A 15,914-nucleotide genomic window follows, 5' to 3' on the forward strand; every position below is an offset into this window, starting at 1 on the left:
CGCAATTCAATCAACTGGGAGGATGATCATGAAGCTACTGAAACTTGCCGCTGGACTATTGTTAAGTACGGGGCTGGCCGGCACGGCCAGTGCACAGGATAACATGGACAAGCTGTCCAATATGCAACGCACCGATGCGACATTCACGATGGTCGATCAGTCCGGAGACCGGGCAGAGGCGCTCAAGAACATCATTCCACATATCAAGGTCCCGGACGGTTTCGAGGTCAGCCTCTATGCGGTTGTGCCGGACGCGCGCTCCATGGCGGTGGCGCCACAGGGCACGGTGACATTTGTGGGCACGCGCAAGGACAAGGTCTGGTCCGTGGTGGACCGTGACCGCAACCGGGTGGCGGATGAGGTCAAGGATTTCGCACCCTCGATCACCTTCGACATTCCTAACGGGCCCTGCTTCTCGAAGGATGGCTTCCTGTTCATTGCCGAGCGCAACCGGGTGCTGAACTTCCCCGCTGCGGAATTCTTCTTTGAAGGGCCCGATCCCGCGGTCGCCGTTGTGGTCGAGCAGGGCGATCTGGTGCCGGTGGAGGAAGAAAGCTTCAACCACACCGCACGGGTCTGTGACGTGGGCCCGGACGGCAAGCTCTATATCTCGCTGGGCCAGCCGCACAACGTGCAGCCCGCGGAGAAGGTCGAGATGTACGACAAGATCGGCATCGGCGGCATCATCCGCATCAACACCGATGGCACGGGCCGCGAGGTCTTTACCCGTGGGGTCCGCAACTCGGTGGGGCAGGATTTCCACCCCGAGACCGGTGAGCTGTGGTGGACCGACAACCAGGTGGACGGCATGGGGGATGACATCCCGCCGGGCGAGCTGAACCGCCAGACCGAGGCGGGCCAGCACTTTGGGTTCCCCTGGACCAACAGCCGTGTCGAGATCATGTCCGAAGCCGAGCATCCACGTCCCGAAGGCGTCACCTTCATCGAACCGCAGCTGGAGCTGACCGCCCATGCCGCCGATCTGGGCATGAAGTTCTACGAAGGGTCCAGCTTCCCCGATGCCTATGAGGGCGGCATCTTCTGGGCGCAGCATGGCTCGTGGAACCGCACGACGCCGGTGGGCGCGCGGGTTATGTTCACGGCGCTGGATCCGGAGACCGGCGATGCGGTCGAAGCGCAGGTCTTTGCCGATGGCTGGCTGAACGAGGAAACAGGCGAATATCGCGGGCGGCCGATGGACATCGCCTTCCTGAAAGATGGCTCGATGCTGGTCTCGGATGACTTCGCCGGTGCGATCTGGCGGATCGCATACACCAAATGAGGCTTACAAGCCTTCTGGTGCTCGGCGTGGGGTTACACGCCGGGCCCATTTTTGCGGATATCATCGGTGACCGGGACGCCGGGCGCCAAATCTCTGGTCAGTGCCGGACCTGTCACGGGTCAGATGGGTTTGCCACCATTCCTATTGCGCCACATATCGGCGGTGAGCCCGAATCCTATCTGCGCGCACAGCTGACCGCCTTTCGCGATGGCACGCGTGAGCATGAGATGATGACCATCGTTGCCGCCAACCTTTCAGATCAGCAGATCGCCGATCTTGCGGCCTGGTACGCGGGGCATTCTGCAACGGCAGAGTTGACCGCAGACCCTGCTGGTGCCCCGGAGGCTTGTGTCGCCTGTCATGGAACAGATGGCATTCACCTCTTCGACGATGCGCCCAATCTGGCGGGAGAGACCAACATTTACATCGACACACAGCTCAAAGCCTTTCGAAGCGGCCAGCGGACACACGAGGTAATGAGCGAGGTGGCCGCGGAGCTTACCAACGAAGAGATCCGCGCCTATGCCGATTGGTACGCAGCGGTGAAGCTGTACATCGAGACGGTGGAGTAAGAGCGACCAGCGAGTGGTGGGTGATCCGGCGCACTTTCGCGCAGCCCCCCATAAGCCTCTTGATCGACAAAACCGCAAGTCGCGCGCCGCAGTGTAACACCTTATTTTTATTTCGCCTTTCCAGTCGAAACAAGAGACGTCGCCGCTCCGACGACCCGACCCGCATATTCAAAAACGACGCGAAGAGGAAAAAGAGAGGAATAACCGCTCATCTCACCCGTTCTCCCCACACGCAACTTGAATGGAGAGACAGATGAAAACCCTTCTTATCGCTGGTCTGACCAGCCTTGTTCTCGCGAGTACTGCCGTCGCCGGCAACACCAGCCAGAAATCCACATACACCCAGATGACCGGGCAAGAGATCAAAAGCGCGCTTGTCGGTAACTCCCTGCGCGGCGTAGACCGGTCGGGAAAATACGTTATCCACTACAGTTCCGACCGGAAAATGAAGATCGTGTACAACAAAAAACGGATCGAATCCGGTGTCTGGCGGATCAAGGGCAACAAGTATTGCCGCCGCTGGGCGAAGCTTGGCGGCGGCAAGGAACGCTGCGTGACCTTCCATCGCAACGGCAACAAGATCGTCTGGGTCCAGACGGGCAAGATTACCGACCACTCGGTTCTGCTGCGCGGCAACCCCGCCAGATTGTGATGCGGCACCTTTCAACGGCCCCTGGCGACAGGCAGTAGGCATGGCATCGGGTCTGGCAACACAGAGTGTGATCCCGCTTTATGCCTCCCACCCGGAACGCCGTCGCACACCACTTACGACCGCGGCTGCGGTACCGGACGTCGTAACATGGGCCAAGAGAATCGGACCCATCCAACGCCGGTCGCAACGAGCAAAAATGGAAAGACCCCGCCGCGCAATGCGAGCGGGGTCTTTCGTCTGTAATCAGGCGTTGTTCAGCGTGCTGAGATGCCGATGTGATCGCCTACCGCAACCATATCGGCGAGCAGTTTGGCGGCATCGTCGACCGGACCGGGTTCGTTCTCAAAGGCCGCTTTGGCGTTGTTCAACGCGTCTTCGGCCTCTTTGACCATTTCGGCCAGATGCTCCGCCGTCACCTCGGCGCGTGGCAACGCGCGCTCGGCCAGAACCGTGACACCGGCTGCCGTGATCTCGGCAAAACCACCGGTGACGACATATTCCGACGTCCCATCCGGGCCTTCGGTGCTCAGCAGGCCGGGGCGCAATGTCGTGATGGTGGGCGCATGGCCCGCCATCGCTGTCATATCGCCATCAGCGCCCGGGATCTGGACCGACACGACCTGCGCAGAGGCAAGCCGCCGCTCGGGCGAGACCAGGTCAAATTGCGTCGTATCTGCCATTAATCCGGCTCCTTAAGCAGCGTCAGCCGCCATTTTTTCAGCTTTCGCTTTCACTTCCTCGATGCCACCGACCATGTAGAAGGCGCCTTCGGGCAGGTGGTCGTATTCACCGGCCACAACCGCTTTGAAGCTTTCGATGGTGTCAGCGAGCGGCACCTGCACACCGTCGGACCCGGTGAAGACCTTCGCCACGTCGAAAGGCTGGCTGAGGAAACGCTGGATTTTCCGGGCACGGGCCACGGTCAGCTTGTCCTCTTCGGAGAGTTCGTCCATGCCGAGGATCGCGATGATATCTTGCAGCGACTTATAGCGTTGCAGGATCCCCTGCACGTCACGGGCAACCGCATAGTGCTCGTCACCCACAACCGCAGGGTCCATCAGACGCGATGTGGAATCGAGTGGGTCCACGGCGGGGTAGATGCCCAGCTCCGAGATCGCACGGCTGAGAACTGTTGTCGCGTCGAGGTGCGCAAAGGACGTCGCAGGCGCGGGGTCGGTCAAGTCATCCGCAGGCACGTAAACCGCTTGCACGGAGGTGATCGAACCGGCTTTGGTCGAGGTAATGCGTTCCTGCATCGCGCCCATGTCGGTGGCCAGTGTCGGCTGGTAGCCCACAGCGGAAGGAATACGGCCCAGAAGGGCCGACACTTCGGAACCCGCCTGCGTAAAGCGGAAGATGTTGTCGACGAAGAACAGAACGTCTGTCCCGGACTGGTCGCGGAACTGCTCGGCCAGCGTCAGACCGGTCAGCGCCACACGCATCCGCGCGCCTGGAGGCTCGTTCATCTGGCCGTAGACCAGGGCCACCTGCGAGTTTTCCAGGTTCTCGGGATCGATCACGTTGGATTCGATCATCTCGTGGTAAAGGTCGTTGCCCTCACGGGTCCGTTCCCCCACGCCCGCGAACACCGAATAACCGGAGTGCACCTTGGCGATGTTGTTGATCAGTTCCATGATCAGAACGGTCTTGCCCACACCGGCACCACCGAAGAGGCCGATTTTGCCACCCTTGGCGTAGGGGGCCAACAGGTCGATCACCTTGATGCCGGTTTCCAGCACTTCGGAGGTGGTCGACTGCTCGGCGAATTCAGGCGCGTCCTGGTGGATGGAGCGTTTCTCATCCGCGTTCACGGGGCCCTTCTCGTCCACGGGTTCGCCCACCACGTTCATGATCCGGCCCAGCGTGGCGTTGCCCACCGGGATCGAGATCGGGCCATCCGTGTCGGTCACGGTCTGGCCGCGTACGAGGCCTTCGGTGGCATCCATGGCGATCGCACGCACGGTGTTTTCACCAAGGTGCTGGGCCACTTCGAGCACCAGACGGTTGCCGTTGTTGTCGGTTTCCAGCGCGTTGAGGATCTCCGGCAGGTGATCTTCGAATTGAACGTCAACGACCGCGCCGATGACCTGAGTTACTTTGCCGACTGCATTTGCCATGTCGTTTCTCCGGTTTGTTCTTTAGAGCGCTTCCGCGCCCGAAATGATTTCAATCAGCTCGTTGGTGATGACGGCCTGACGTGAGCGGTTGTACTGGATGGTCAGCTTGTCGATCATCTCACCCGCGTTGCGTGTCGCGTTGTCCATCGCAGACATCCGCGCGCCCTGTTCCGACGCGCCGTTCTCCAGCAAGCCCGCAAAGATCTGCGTGGCCACCCCGCGCGGCAGCAGATCCGCAAGGATCGCCTCTTCGGAGGGTTCATAGTCGAAGAGCGTTGAGGCCTCGTCACCCTCTTCCGCTTCGAAGGATGCCGGGATGATCTGCTGTGCGGTCGGGATTTGCGTGACCACATTCACGAACTTCGAATAGAAGAGCGTGGCCACGTCGAAATCGCCGCCATCAAACCGGCCGAGCACGTCTTTGGCGATGCCTTGAGCATCGACGTAGCCGACGCGCTTGACCTCCGTCAGGTCGACATGGCCGATGTAGTACTGGCCATAGTCCCGCTTCATCTGGTCGCGGCCTTTTTTGCCGACGGTAAGGATTTTGACCTCTTTACCTTCGCCCAAAAGCTTGTCCGCGTGGTTGCGCGCTAGTTTCGCGATGTTCGAGTTGAAGCCGCCACAGAGGCCGCGCTCCGACGTCATGACGATCAGCAACTGCACCTTGTCGCTGCCAGTGCCCGACAGCAATTTGGGGGCTGAATCCGATCCGCCGACCGACGCCGCCAGCCCCGCCATCACGGCGTTGAACCGTTCCGTGTAGGGGCGCGACTGCTCGGCAGCCTCCTGCGCGCGGCGCAGCTTGGCCGCTGCAACCATCTGCATGGCTTTGGTGATCTTGCGGGTCGATTTGACCGACTCGATCCTGTTTTTCAGGTCCTTAAGACTGGGCATGGGCCTACCTCTTAAGCGAAATCAGCGGCGAATTCGTTGAGAGCAGCTTTGATGCTGTCAGCGAGGTCGTCTTTCACCTTACGGTCGTTGTTGGTGATGTCGTCCAGCAGCGCCTGGTGCTTGGAGCGCAGATGCGCCAGCATACCGGCCTCAAAACGACCCACGTCCTTGACGTCAACCTTGTCGAGGAACCCGTTGGTGCCTGCGAAGATCACGCAAACGATTTCCGCGTTGGTCAGTGGCGAGTATTGCGATTGCTTCATCAACTCGGTCAGACGCGCGCCGCGTGCCAGCAGCTGTTGGGTCGAGGCGTCGAGGTCAGAGCCGAACTGCGCGAAGGCCGCCATTTCACGATACTGCGCGAGGGACAGTTTCACCGGGCCGGCCACCGAAGACATTGCCTTGGTCTGCGCCGAAGAGCCCACACGAGACACCGACAGACCGGTGTTCACGGCCGGGCGGATACCTTGGTAGAAGAGTTCGGTTTCCAGGAAGATCTGGCCGTCGGTGATCGAGATCACGTTGGTCGGAATAAAGGCCGACACGTCGCCACCTTGGGTCTCGATGATCGGCAGCGCTGTCAGCGAGCCGTTGCCCGCGTCATCGCCCAGCTTCGCGGAACGTTCCAGCAGACGGGAGTGCAGATAGAAAACGTCACCAGGATAGGCTTCACGGCCTGGTGGGCGGCGCAGCAGCAGCGACATCTGGCGATAGGACACGGCCTGTTTGGAGAGGTCATCATAGATGATCAGCGCGTGGCGGCCATTGTCGCGGAAGTGCTCGGCCATGGCGGTCGCGGCATAAGGTGCCAGGAACTGCATCGGTGCTGGTTCGGAGGCTGTCGCGGCGACCACGATGGAGTATTCAATCGCGCCGGTTTCTTCGAGCTTCTTGACCAGCTGCGCCACGGTGGAGCGCTTCTGACCCACGGCGACATAGACGCAGTAGAGCTTTTTGCTCTCGTCGTCGCCCGCACCGTCGTTGTAGGATTTCTGGTTCAGGATCGCGTCCAGCGCCACAGCGGTTTTGCCAGTCTGACGGTCGCCGATGATCAGCTCCCGCTGGCCACGGCCAATTGGGATCATGGAATCGACCGCTTTAAGGCCAGTCGCCATCGGTTCGTGGACTGATTTGCGCGGGATGATGCCCGGCGCTTTCACGTCCGCAACCGAGGAGGTCTTCGCATTGATCGGGCCTTTGCCGTCAATCGGGTTACCCAGACCGTCCACAACACGGCCCAGCAGCTCGTCACCGGTCGGTACGGACACGATGGAGTTGGTGCGCTTGACGGTATCGCCTTCTTTAATATCGCGGTCGGAGCCGAAGATCACCACACCGACGTTGTCGGATTCAAGGTTCAGCGCCATGCCCTGAATACCGCCGGGGAATTCGACCATCTCACCGGCTTGAACATTGTCCAAACCGTATACGCGCGCAATCCCGTCACCGACGGAAAGCACCCGGCCAACCTCGGCCACTTCGGCTTCTTGACCGAAATTCTTGATCTGGTCCTTCAGGATCGCAGAAATCTCTGCTGCTTGGATACCCATTTATCCGACCTCTTTCATTGCATTCTGGAGGGAATTCAGTTTCGAGCGGATCGACGTGTCGATCATGCGCGAACCAACTTTAACAATAAGACCGCCGATGAGGCTTTCATCCACGGTCGCATTGAGTGTTACGGTTTTGCCTGTCGAGGCCTTCAATGACTTGGCCAGCTTGTCGGCCTGTGTTTTCGTCAGCGCCTTGGCCGAGACGACATCCGCCGTCACTTCGCCTTTTTCCGCAGCAATAATATCGCGTAGGGTTGCGACCAGTTGCGGCAGCACGAACAAGCGGCGGTTCTGCGCCATCAGCGCCAGCGTGTTGGCAAGCGTGTCCGACAGTTTCATTTTCTTGGAAAGGGCTGCGATGGCCGCGCCCTGTTCTTCGCGAGAGTAGATCGGCGAGTGGATCAAGGCCCGGAAATCTTCGCTGTCTGCAAGGGCGCCCTGTAGCGCGTCGAGGTCGGTCTCCAGCGCTTTGATGGCTTTTCCATCGCTGGCAATTTCGTAGACTGCGGTGGCGTAACGCCCGGCAATACTCGTGGAAATCGAAGCTGGTTCTGACACATCCACCCTTTCGATAGTCGGACCCGGATATGCGAAAAAGTCGCGTCACCGAGAGTGTTGGCGCGGCTTGAATTAACTCAAGACGTCGAAATCAGCGGTGATGTAGCAGAGAGGATCACACCCCGCAACATGAGATAGTGAACCGCGATTTTGCGTCTTTTCCCATGATTTCAGCGGCTTGGCCCAGGTGCGACCGTTTGGCCCCTCAGAAAGTTTGCAAAATGGCGGCGTTATTAACGGATTTTTCGATTCCCAAGCCACAAAATGCACCGTTTTGCGCAGCCATCGCCGCCGTAGCGGTGATCGTTTAATCGCTAAACCGGCTTGGCCGTGGGTTCCAAAACGGCGCTTGCACGCAATTTGCGCAGTGGCTCAACCTTGCCCTTGGGCGGATAGACCAGTTTCGTGGCTTCGACCATGAAAGCGCCGCCTGCCATCATCGTTGGGACACGCCGCCCGAATTTTTCAAAAGCCGGGCCGAATTTCATCCACCACCGCTTGGTCGAGGGCACCTGATAAAGCGCGCCCGCATGGCGCTCCGGCAAAAACTGATGCTTGCGCAGTTGCGTTTCCAATTGTCCGGGCGAATAGGGCCTGCCATAGCCGAAGGGCGTGCGGTCCCGCCGCGCCCAAAGCCCCGCACGATTGGGGACAATGAAGAGGGCACGCCCCCCTGGCCCCAGGACGCGCCAGCATTCTTCCAACAGATCAGACGCCCGTTCAGACGTTTCCAGCCCATGCAAGACAACCAGCTTGTCCACATGCCCGGTTTCCAGCGGCCATTCCGTTTCCTCGGTCAGTACGGAGACATTGGGCTGGCCCGGCGGCCAGGGCATCACCCCCTGTGGTCCGGGCATCAGTGCAATCACGCGGCGCGCATCCTTCAGATAGGGGCGCAACAGGGGGGCCGCGAACCCGAACCCGACAACGGTTTGTCCTTTTGCTTCAGGCCATATCTCCTGCATGCGCGCCTGCAGGCTCGCTTGCGCCGCCCGTCCCAGGGCGGAGCGATAATAGAAATTGCGCAGATCCTGCACGTCCAGATGCATTGCAGCCCGCCCCGGTATCGGTCACTCTGGTCAGAGTGTCGCAAAAGCCAAGGAAAATGACCATGCCCCTCGAGATCGTGACCATCCCCTGCCTTTCGGACAATTACGCCTTTTTGGTGCATGACGATTCGACGGGCAAAACCGCCCTTGTGGATGTGCCTGAGGCCGAGCCCATCCTGCAGGCACTGTCCTCTCGGGGATGGCGGTTGGATGAGGCCTGGATCACCCACCACCACGCCGATCATGTTCAGGGATTGGACCGCGTGCTGCAGGATCACCCGGCCTCCGTCACAGGGGCCGCTGCAGATGCGCACCGCTTACCAGCGCTGAACCGCCGCGTTGGTGATGCTGAAACCTTCGATTTCGCCGGACACCAGGTTCAGGTGATGGATGTGTCTGGTCATACCGTCGGTCATATCGCCTATTACATCCCCGACGCGGCGGCCGCTTTTACCGCCGACAGCCTGATGGCGCTGGGATGCGGACGTCTCTTTGAGGGGACGGCAGATCAGATGTGGACCAGCCTGAGCAAATTTGCCGCCCTGCCGCCAGAGACGCTGATTTGTTCCGGACATGAATATACCGCGTCCAATGCTAAGTTCGCATTAACCATTGATCCTGATAATCCTAGCCTTATATCCCGGAATGAAGAGATCGTTGCGGCGCGCGCTGCAGGGGTTCCCACCGTTCCCTCGACTTTGGCGCTGGAAATGGCAACAAATCCGTTCTTGCGCGCTGACGACCCTGACATTCGCCGCCTTTTGGGGCTCCCAGATGCATCGAACGTTGAGGTTTTTGCTGAAATCCGCGCCCGAAAGGATGCATTCTAACGCCCAAATCACAGCCTTTCATGTCGTCTTCACACAATTTGTGACTGAGAAAACGAAGAAAAAACTTGAAGCCGGGCTGCGATCAACCAAACTCTAATACTATGAGGCCATGGTCGGCTTACGGATCGGCAAGAATCAGATCCTCCACCGACCCCGATCAGAAGGAGCGCTTATTGTGCCTTCATTTTCGACCACACTAGAACAGGCAATCCATTCTGCTTTGGCCCTTGCCAATGCACGACGGCATGAGTTTGCGACACTTGAGCATCTTCTGCTGGCATTGATTGATGAGCCAGATGCGACCCGCGTGATGAAAGCCTGCAGCGTCGACATCGACGATCTGCGCGCCACGCTTGTAGAGTTTGTTGACGAGGACCTGAGCAATCTGGTCACCGACGTTGACGGCTCCGAAGCGGTGCCCACGGCGGCCTTCCAGCGCGTTATCCAACGCGCAGCTATTCACGTGCAATCCTCCGGACGCACGGAGGTGACCGGCGCCAACGTGCTGGTTGCCATTTTCGCCGAGCGCGAGAGCAATGCGGCTTATTTCCTGCAAGAGCAGGATATGACGCGCTATGATGCGGTCAATTTCATCGCACACGGAGTGGCCAAGGATCCCGCGTTTGGGGAACAACGCCCCGTTTCAGGTGCCCCGGAGCATGAGGAAGAGGCGCAGGGCGTCACCGAAGGCGAGAAAAAGGAAAGTGCACTTGAGAAATACTGCGTGGATTTGAACGCCAAATCCCGCGAAGGCGATATCGACCCGCTCATCGGGCGGGATGCCGAGGTGGAGCGCTGTATTCAGGTGCTGTGCCGTCGCCGCAAAAACAACCCGCTTCTCGTGGGCGATCCCGGCGTTGGTAAGACCGCAATTGCGGAAGGGCTGGCACGCAAGATCGTCGCCGGTGAGACACCGGAGGTTTTGGAAAATACCACGATCTATTCGCTCGATATGGGCGCATTGCTGGCGGGCACACGTTACCGTGGTGATTTTGAGGAACGTCTGAAAGCTGTTGTTGCTGAGTTGGAACAACACGAAGACGCGGTGCTGTTCATCGATGAGATTCACACCGTGATTGGTGCCGGTGCAACTTCGGGTGGCGCAATGGATGCGTCAAACCTGCTGAAACCCGCTTTGGCAGGCGGAAAACTGCGGACCATGGGGTCGACGACCTACAAAGAATTCCGTCAGCACTTTGAAAAAGATCGCGCCCTCAGCCGTCGGTTCCAGAAAATCGACGTTAATGAGCCGTCTGTCGAAGATGCGGTGAAAATCCTGCGAGGTTTGAAACCCTATTTCGAGGATCATCACTCGGTCAAATACACCGCCGATGCGATCAAATCCTCGGTGGAACTTGCGTCACGCTACATCAATGACCGGAAATTGCCGGACTCAGCAATCGATGTGATCGATGAAGCAGGTGCTGCGCAGCATCTGGTGGTGGCAGCGAAGCGACGCAAAACCATTGGCACGAAGGAAATCGAGAATGTCGTGGCGAAGATTGCCCGCATTCCGCCGAAGAACGTCTCGAAAGACGATGCCGAAGTGCTCAAGGACCTTGAGAACTCGCTCAAACGGGTGGTTTTTGGTCAGGACAAAGCGATCGAGGCACTGTCATCGGCCATCAAACTGGCGCGCGCAGGGCTGCGTGAACCTGAGAAGCCGATTGGCAACTACCTCTTTGCAGGCCCGACCGGCGTCGGCAAAACCGAGGTGGCAAAGCAGCTGGCCGATACCCTGGGTGTCGAACTGCTACGGTTCGACATGTCCGAATACATGGAGAAACACGCCGTCAGCCGCCTGATCGGCGCCCCTCCGGGCTATGTTGGATTTGATCAGGGGGGCATGCTGACCGATGGTGTGGATCAGCATCCGCACTGTGTGCTGCTGCTTGATGAGATGGAGAAGGCCCATCCGGACGTCTACAATATTCTGTTGCAGGTAATGGATCACGGCAAACTGACCGATCACAACGGGCGCACGGTGGATTTCCGCAATGTCGTTCTGATCATGACCTCGAACGCGGGTGCGGCGGAGCAAGCCAAGGAAGCCATCGGTTTTGGCCGTGACCGTCGCGAGGGCGAGGATACCGCCGCTATTGAGCGCACTTTCACGCCGGAATTCCGCAACCGGCTTGATGCTGTGATCAGCTTCTCGCCTCTGCCGAAGGAGGTTATCCTCCGCGTCGTCGAGAAGTTTGTGCTGCAGCTGGAAGCCCAGCTGATGGATCGCAACGTGACCATCGAACTGACCAAACCGGCAGCGGAGTGGCTGGCCGATAAGGGCTACGATGCAAAAATGGGGGCACGACCGCTTGGCCGTGTCATTCAGGAGCATATCAAAAAGCCATTGGCCGAAGATTTGCTGTTCGGCAAGCTGGCTAAAGGTGGGATTGTCAAAGTGGGCGTCAAAGGTGGGGAAATCGATCTGAAGATCGAAGGCCCGGACAAACCGCGCCTTTCCGGCGATAAGCCACCTTTGCTGACGGCCGAATAAAGGTCATCTAAAAACAAGACAAATCCCGTTGTGCTCATTCACGGCGGGATTTTTTTTCGAGCGCCTGAAATCGCCTCACCCAGCTGGCGCAGCGTTCGACACATACACAGCAAATCGACTGACTGCGGACGCCTCGCCATCACGTCTGCACCTCCAAAACGACCGGATCTACTTTTCCGTGAACTTCAGCTCGATCCGGCGATTCAGCGCGCGAGCTTCTTCGGTATCATCTATCGCAACCGGCTGATATTGCCCAAAACCGTTTGCGGCCAGCCTGTTTGGTGGAATGCCCAAGGCGTTCACCATGTATTTCACCACGGAGAGGGCGCGTCCCTGACTGAGTTCCCAGTTATCTGAGAATTCACCAAAGCCCGACAGGGGCAGGTTGTCCGTATGACCGTCTACGCGGATGATCCAATCAATCTCTGGCGGGATGTCATCCGCGACACTCGCAATGATCCCGGCGACCTTGGCGACTTCACGCTGCCCCTCCTCGGAAAGGTCTGCACGCCCCGGCGCAAAGAGCACCTCTGAGGAAAACACAAACCGGTCGCCTTCGATGCGCACTCCTTCCTGTCGTCCCAACACGTCGCGCAATCTGCCAAAAAACTCGGAACGGTATTGCTCCAGATCCTTGGCTTCCTCCGCCAAACGGGCAGCCTCTTCCTGCAGCCTGATCCGCTCTTTTTCCTCGAGTGCTGCGCGACGACGTTCTTCAGCCGCAACGCGGGCCAGCGCCGTGTTGAGATCAGACCCCAGTGATTGGAGCCGGACTTGAGAGGCCGCGTCTCTTGCCACCGCATCATCCAGGAGGGATTGCAGATCTCCCAATTGCGTGCGCAACGCCGCAACCTGTTGGTTCAGAAGTTCCGTTTGGCGTTGCGCTTCGGCGCTGATCTCTTCCTCCTGCGACAATGCCCGGCGCGCCTCTGCCAGCAGGGCGGCGCGCCGCTCGGCATCGGTGCTGGTATCCTCGGCAAGCGTTTCCGCCGCCAGCTTTGCAGCAAGCGCAGTGGCGAGTTGTTCACGCAAGCGTTGTTGTTCCACTTTGAGATCTGCTTGCTGCGTTTGCAGCGCCTGCTGATCAGTTTCGGCCTGTGATTGAGCCGCTTCCAATTCGGCACGCAACTCAGCTTCCGCTGCGCGCAGAGCTTCCGCTTGCTCTGCAGCGGACGCGGCAGTGCCCTCCAACCCATCGATCCGGAGCAAGGCGGCCGCCAGTTGGCTATCGAGATCGTTCTCAACCGCCCGTGCCGCAGCAAGAAGCGTCAACATGTCTTCCGCCTCCTTTCGCTGCGCCTCCAGCGCCAGGGTCATCGCCGTCAACTCAGCATCCGCATCCGCCAACCGCGCGCGCAGGGCCTCTGCGGCGGCAGCTTCCGCCAGCCTTGCGGCCTCCTCTTCGCTCAGCGCTTGTTCTGCATCCCCCAATTCTGCCGTTAACTGATCAACCTCACCCTCTGTCGCGGCATTTCGGGCCCGTAAGTCAGCGACCAGCGCGTCCAGTGCTTCACGGCGCGCGGCAGCAAGACGGGCGGCTTCAGCCTGCGCATCGATTTCCGTGCGTGCGGATGCCAAGGCGAGGTTGAGCGCCTCCTGTTCGCTCAGCAATTCCGCCTGTGTCTGCTCCAACGCATCGCGGGTTTCTTCCAATGCGGCAACATCTCCGAGGGCCGTATCGCGCTGCGCGATCAGCGCCGCGACCTGTGCCTCAAAACTAGTGATCTGGGTTTGCGCTTCGCTCAAGGCCGCAGCCTGGGCGTCCCGTGTGGCGGTCAGCGTCGCGATACGGGTTTCCGCGTCGGTCAGTGACGCGCTCAATGCGCCGACGCGCGCTTCAAGATCGCTGCTGGTTTGCCGCTCAAGCCCAAGGGCCTGCGCCAAAGCAGCCACTTCCCCGGCAAGCTGGTCCAATTCGGTTTCCTGTCCGGTGATCCGTTCGGTCAACACAAATTGCACCACCATGAAGATGGTCAGCACGAACATCAGCACCAACAGCAAACCCGTCATCGCATCGACAAACCCGGGCCAGATCGAAGCCTGAAAGCGTGTGCCGGTACGTCGCGACAGCGCCATGATCAGCTATCTCCGGATCTGATCTTGACGTTGGAGCGGGTTCGGCCCGACCGGAGTGCTTCGGTCAGTCTGGACAGATCCATGCGCAGCTCGGCCACGCTTTCCTGACGCCCGGCGGAGATCTCTTCGAGAATCCGCAGCATTTGCACGTCGATCGACCGCAACCGCATGCGGCTTTCCGCGTCGATCCCATCGCCGTGTCCTTGATTTTCGATGGCAGAAATCAGCCGCTCCTGCCCTGCGGCAACACGCTCAAGAGCCGCGCTTGCGGGGTCCATCCCATCCATTTTCTGGGTCATCCGTTCGATGGAAGTCGCCAAGGTGCCCAGATTTTCATTCACCTCGGTGCGGCTGACATCCGATTGCTGGAACATCAGTTGCAGTCTTTCCATCTGCTCGACCATATGCTCCACCACATTTGCCAGCGCACCTTGATCACCCGCGGCCTCATCGCCCGAGGAGAAACCCACACGGGTGATGGAACTCAGCCATTCTTCCAATTCGCGGTAAAAACGGTTCTGACCATGCCCGGCGAACAACTCCAAAAGACCGACAATCAAGGACCCTGCGAGGCCCAACAAGGAGGATGCAAACGCCACGCCCATGCCGCCCAATTGCGCCTCAAGCCCGGTCATCAACCTGTTGAAGACTTCCACACCGCCTTCACCGTCTTGCGGCGCGAGGCTACGGATGGTGTCGACCACCGCAGGCACTGTCGTTGCCAACCCGTAGAATGTACCCAAAAGGCCCAGGAAAATCAGCATGTTGACGATGTAGCGGGTGATTTCACGCGCTTCATCGATGCGGGTGGCAACGGAATCCAGAATGGAACGCGTCGAGGTCGCACTGACCTGCATGCGCACACCGCGCGCGCGCAGCAAGGACGCCAGCGGTGCCAGAAGTTGAGGCGCCTGAATGCTGGCATCCTGCTGATCTGACGCAAAACGCTCGATCCACCTCACCGACCCGATCAGTTGAAAGACCTGATAGAAACAGGCCAGCACACCGATGAAAAAGACGAAGATGATAAACCCGTTCAGATAGGGATTGGCCTCGAACACCGGCAGCACCCGCGGTAGCGCCAGAAAGCCACCGAAGCCGCTCAGCGCCAGCACAATCAGCATGAGCGATATCTGCCGCACCGGTTGTGAAAAAACCGGTCTTGCCTCCTGGTCTGGCAATGCCATGCGCAATTGCTCCCCGCGCCTTATTGTTCTGCTCTCGCGGCAGCTTACACTGAAAACCGGCCCTAGCGCCAAGGATTTATGCGGTCAGGTGCCGGACCCGCTGGCTCAACCATTCAAGGTCAGGATCGTGCAGACCGATCTCTGTCAGATGAGCGGCGGTGTTGTAGAGGTATTCGGTGTTTGGCCCCATGCCGCCCCTGGCCCGGGCGATCACCTGAGCCTGCTCTTCCAGCGGCATCCCCCCGCAATATTGCGCATGTTCGGGGTTGATCACATAGCACAGTGCCTGAACCCGACGGCCATCGACGAGATCGATATCCAATTCCCGTTCCAGATAGGCCGAAGAGATCAGTTCCCGCTCGCGCAGATAGCTCAGCGTCTGCGCCTCTTTTCCGGCGGCAACCGCCAGACCCACACCTTCGCAGGCATGCGCGGGTTCTTCATCCAGCGCCAGCACCAGCCCCGGGTTCTCTTCTGTACCGCGGTGATGAATGGACCACATACAGAAAGAGCGCGCATAGCCGGGCAAGGTGCCCACGACCTGCTCGGCCACATCAAAACCGGGGTTCCACAACAGGCTGCCATAGCCGAATACCCACATTGTCATCGTACTGGTTCTCCTTGGCTGCATTGCGTAAACCTCA

General features: G+C 59.2%; 14 protein-coding genes. 5 read left to right on the forward strand and 9 right to left on the reverse strand.

All coding sequences use genetic code 11. The features are described from left to right. Positions 1-25: 25 nt before the first annotated feature. The 3 genes from Q1A63_RS15175 (at position 26) to Q1A63_RS15185 (ending at position 2,506) form a co-directional block, all read left to right on the forward strand. Positions 26-1,282 carry a PQQ-dependent sugar dehydrogenase gene (locus Q1A63_RS15175; RefSeq protein ID WP_299632245.1) on the forward strand — a complete coding sequence of 419 codons (1,257 nt, stop codon included), beginning with the start codon at positions 26-28 and terminating at the stop codon, positions 1,280-1,282. After that, positions 1,279-1,854 (forward strand): c-type cytochrome, encoded by a 576-nt coding sequence (locus Q1A63_RS15180; RefSeq protein ID WP_298973917.1) that lies wholly within the window; start codon positions 1,279-1,281, stop codon positions 1,852-1,854. Before Q1A63_RS15175 ends, Q1A63_RS15180 begins: the two co-directional genes overlap by 4 nt. Positions 1,855-2,107: 253 nt before the next feature. After that, positions 2,108-2,506 (forward strand): hypothetical protein, encoded by a 399-nt coding sequence (locus Q1A63_RS15185; RefSeq protein ID WP_298973919.1) that lies wholly within the window; start codon positions 2,108-2,110, stop codon positions 2,504-2,506. Between the two features lie 254 nt (positions 2,507-2,760). Here Q1A63_RS15185 and Q1A63_RS15190 read toward each other — a convergent pair whose 3' ends face one another. The 6 genes from Q1A63_RS15190 to Q1A63_RS15215 form a co-directional block, all read right to left on the reverse strand. Beyond that, a complete protein-coding gene (locus tag Q1A63_RS15190; protein WP_298973921.1) occupies positions 2,761-3,186 on the reverse strand; it encodes a F0F1 ATP synthase subunit epsilon in 426 nt (141 codons plus the stop codon). A 12-nt stretch (positions 3,187-3,198) separates the two neighbouring features. After that, positions 3,199-4,623, reverse strand: coding sequence for a F0F1 ATP synthase subunit beta (atpD, locus tag Q1A63_RS15195; protein ID WP_298973924.1), 1,425 nt, complete (start codon positions 4,621-4,623; stop codon positions 3,199-3,201). Positions 4,624-4,644: 21 nt separating this feature from the next. Further along, positions 4,645-5,520 carry a F0F1 ATP synthase subunit gamma gene (locus tag Q1A63_RS15200; RefSeq protein WP_298973925.1) on the reverse strand — a complete coding sequence of 292 codons (876 nt, stop codon included), beginning with the start codon at positions 5,518-5,520 and terminating at the stop codon, positions 4,645-4,647. 11 nt (positions 5,521-5,531) lie between these two features. Then, positions 5,532-7,070, reverse strand: coding sequence for a F0F1 ATP synthase subunit alpha (atpA, locus tag Q1A63_RS15205; RefSeq protein WP_298973926.1), 1,539 nt, complete (start codon positions 7,068-7,070; stop codon positions 5,532-5,534). After that, positions 7,071-7,631, reverse strand: coding sequence for a F0F1 ATP synthase subunit delta (locus tag Q1A63_RS15210; RefSeq protein ID WP_298973927.1), 561 nt, complete (start codon positions 7,629-7,631; stop codon positions 7,071-7,073). It lies immediately after the preceding gene. A gap of 314 nt (positions 7,632-7,945) precedes the next feature. Beyond that, on the reverse strand, positions 7,946-8,680 hold the full coding sequence (locus Q1A63_RS15215) for a class I SAM-dependent methyltransferase (RefSeq protein WP_298973928.1): 735 nt from the start codon (positions 8,678-8,680) through the stop codon (positions 7,946-7,948). 62 nt (positions 8,681-8,742) lie between these two features. Between Q1A63_RS15215 and gloB the strand changes: the two genes are divergently transcribed. Beyond that, positions 8,743-9,510: a hydroxyacylglutathione hydrolase gene (gene gloB / locus Q1A63_RS15220; RefSeq protein ID WP_298974377.1), complete on the forward strand. Its 768-nt coding sequence runs from the start codon at positions 8,743-8,745 to the stop codon at positions 9,508-9,510. 175 nt (positions 9,511-9,685) lie between these two features. Continuing rightward, the gene (gene clpA / locus Q1A63_RS15225; protein ID WP_298973929.1) at positions 9,686-12,007 is read left to right on the forward strand and encodes an ATP-dependent Clp protease ATP-binding subunit ClpA; all 2,322 of its coding nucleotides are present in this window, start codon (positions 9,686-9,688) and stop codon (positions 12,005-12,007) included. A gap of 168 nt (positions 12,008-12,175) precedes the next feature. Here the strand turns inward: clpA and Q1A63_RS15230 are convergent, their stop codons facing one another. The 3 genes from Q1A63_RS15230 to Q1A63_RS15240 all read right to left on the reverse strand — a co-directional run bounded on the left by Q1A63_RS15230 (position 12,176) and on the right by Q1A63_RS15240 (position 15,877). Next, the gene (locus Q1A63_RS15230) at positions 12,176-14,083 is read right to left on the reverse strand and encodes a peptidoglycan -binding protein (protein ID WP_298973933.1); all 1,908 of its coding nucleotides are present in this window, start codon (positions 14,081-14,083) and stop codon (positions 12,176-12,178) included. A gap of 2 nt (positions 14,084-14,085) precedes the next feature. Continuing rightward, positions 14,086-15,270 (reverse strand): biopolymer transporter ExbB, encoded by a 1,185-nt coding sequence (locus tag Q1A63_RS15235; RefSeq protein WP_298973936.1) that lies wholly within the window; start codon positions 15,268-15,270, stop codon positions 14,086-14,088. Positions 15,271-15,346: 76 nt separating this feature from the next. After that, complete coding sequence (locus tag Q1A63_RS15240; RefSeq protein ID WP_298973938.1) at positions 15,347-15,877, reverse strand: gamma-glutamylcyclotransferase; 531 nt, start codon at positions 15,875-15,877, stop codon at positions 15,347-15,349. Between the last annotated feature and the right edge of the window lie 37 nt (positions 15,878-15,914).

It is taken from the genome of uncultured Roseobacter sp. (assembly GCF_947499265.1).
Lineage (GTDB): Bacteria > Pseudomonadota > Alphaproteobacteria > Rhodobacterales > Rhodobacteraceae > Roseobacter.

Coding starts and splice junctions, on each gene's coding strand:
- atpA (WP_298973926.1), bottom strand. CDS start 7,070: ATGGGTATCCAAGCAGCAGAGATTTCTGCGATCCTGAAGGACCAGATC.
- Q1A63_RS15200 (WP_298973925.1), bottom strand. CDS start 5,520: ATGCCCAGTCTTAAGGACCTGAAAAACAGGATCGAGTCGGTCAAATCG.
- Q1A63_RS15215 (WP_298973928.1), bottom strand. CDS start 8,680: ATGCATCTGGACGTGCAGGATCTGCGCAATTTCTATTATCGCTCCGCC.
- atpD (WP_298973924.1), bottom strand. CDS start 4,623: ATGGCAAATGCAGTCGGCAAAGTAACTCAGGTCATCGGCGCGGTCGTT.
- Q1A63_RS15185 (WP_298973919.1), top strand. CDS start 2,108: ATGAAAACCCTTCTTATCGCTGGTCTGACCAGCCTTGTTCTCGCGAGT.
- Q1A63_RS15190 (WP_298973921.1), bottom strand. CDS start 3,186: ATGGCAGATACGACGCAATTTGACCTGGTCTCGCCCGAGCGGCGGCTT.
- Q1A63_RS15235 (WP_298973936.1), bottom strand. CDS start 15,270: ATGGCATTGCCAGACCAGGAGGCAAGACCGGTTTTTTCACAACCGGTG.
- gloB (WP_298974377.1), top strand. CDS start 8,743: ATGCCCCTCGAGATCGTGACCATCCCCTGCCTTTCGGACAATTACGCC.
- Q1A63_RS15240 (WP_298973938.1), bottom strand. CDS start 15,877: ATGACAATGTGGGTATTCGGCTATGGCAGCCTGTTGTGGAACCCCGGT.
- Q1A63_RS15180 (WP_298973917.1), top strand. CDS start 1,279: ATGAGGCTTACAAGCCTTCTGGTGCTCGGCGTGGGGTTACACGCCGGG.
- Q1A63_RS15230 (WP_298973933.1), bottom strand. CDS start 14,083: ATGGCGCTGTCGCGACGTACCGGCACACGCTTTCAGGCTTCGATCTGG.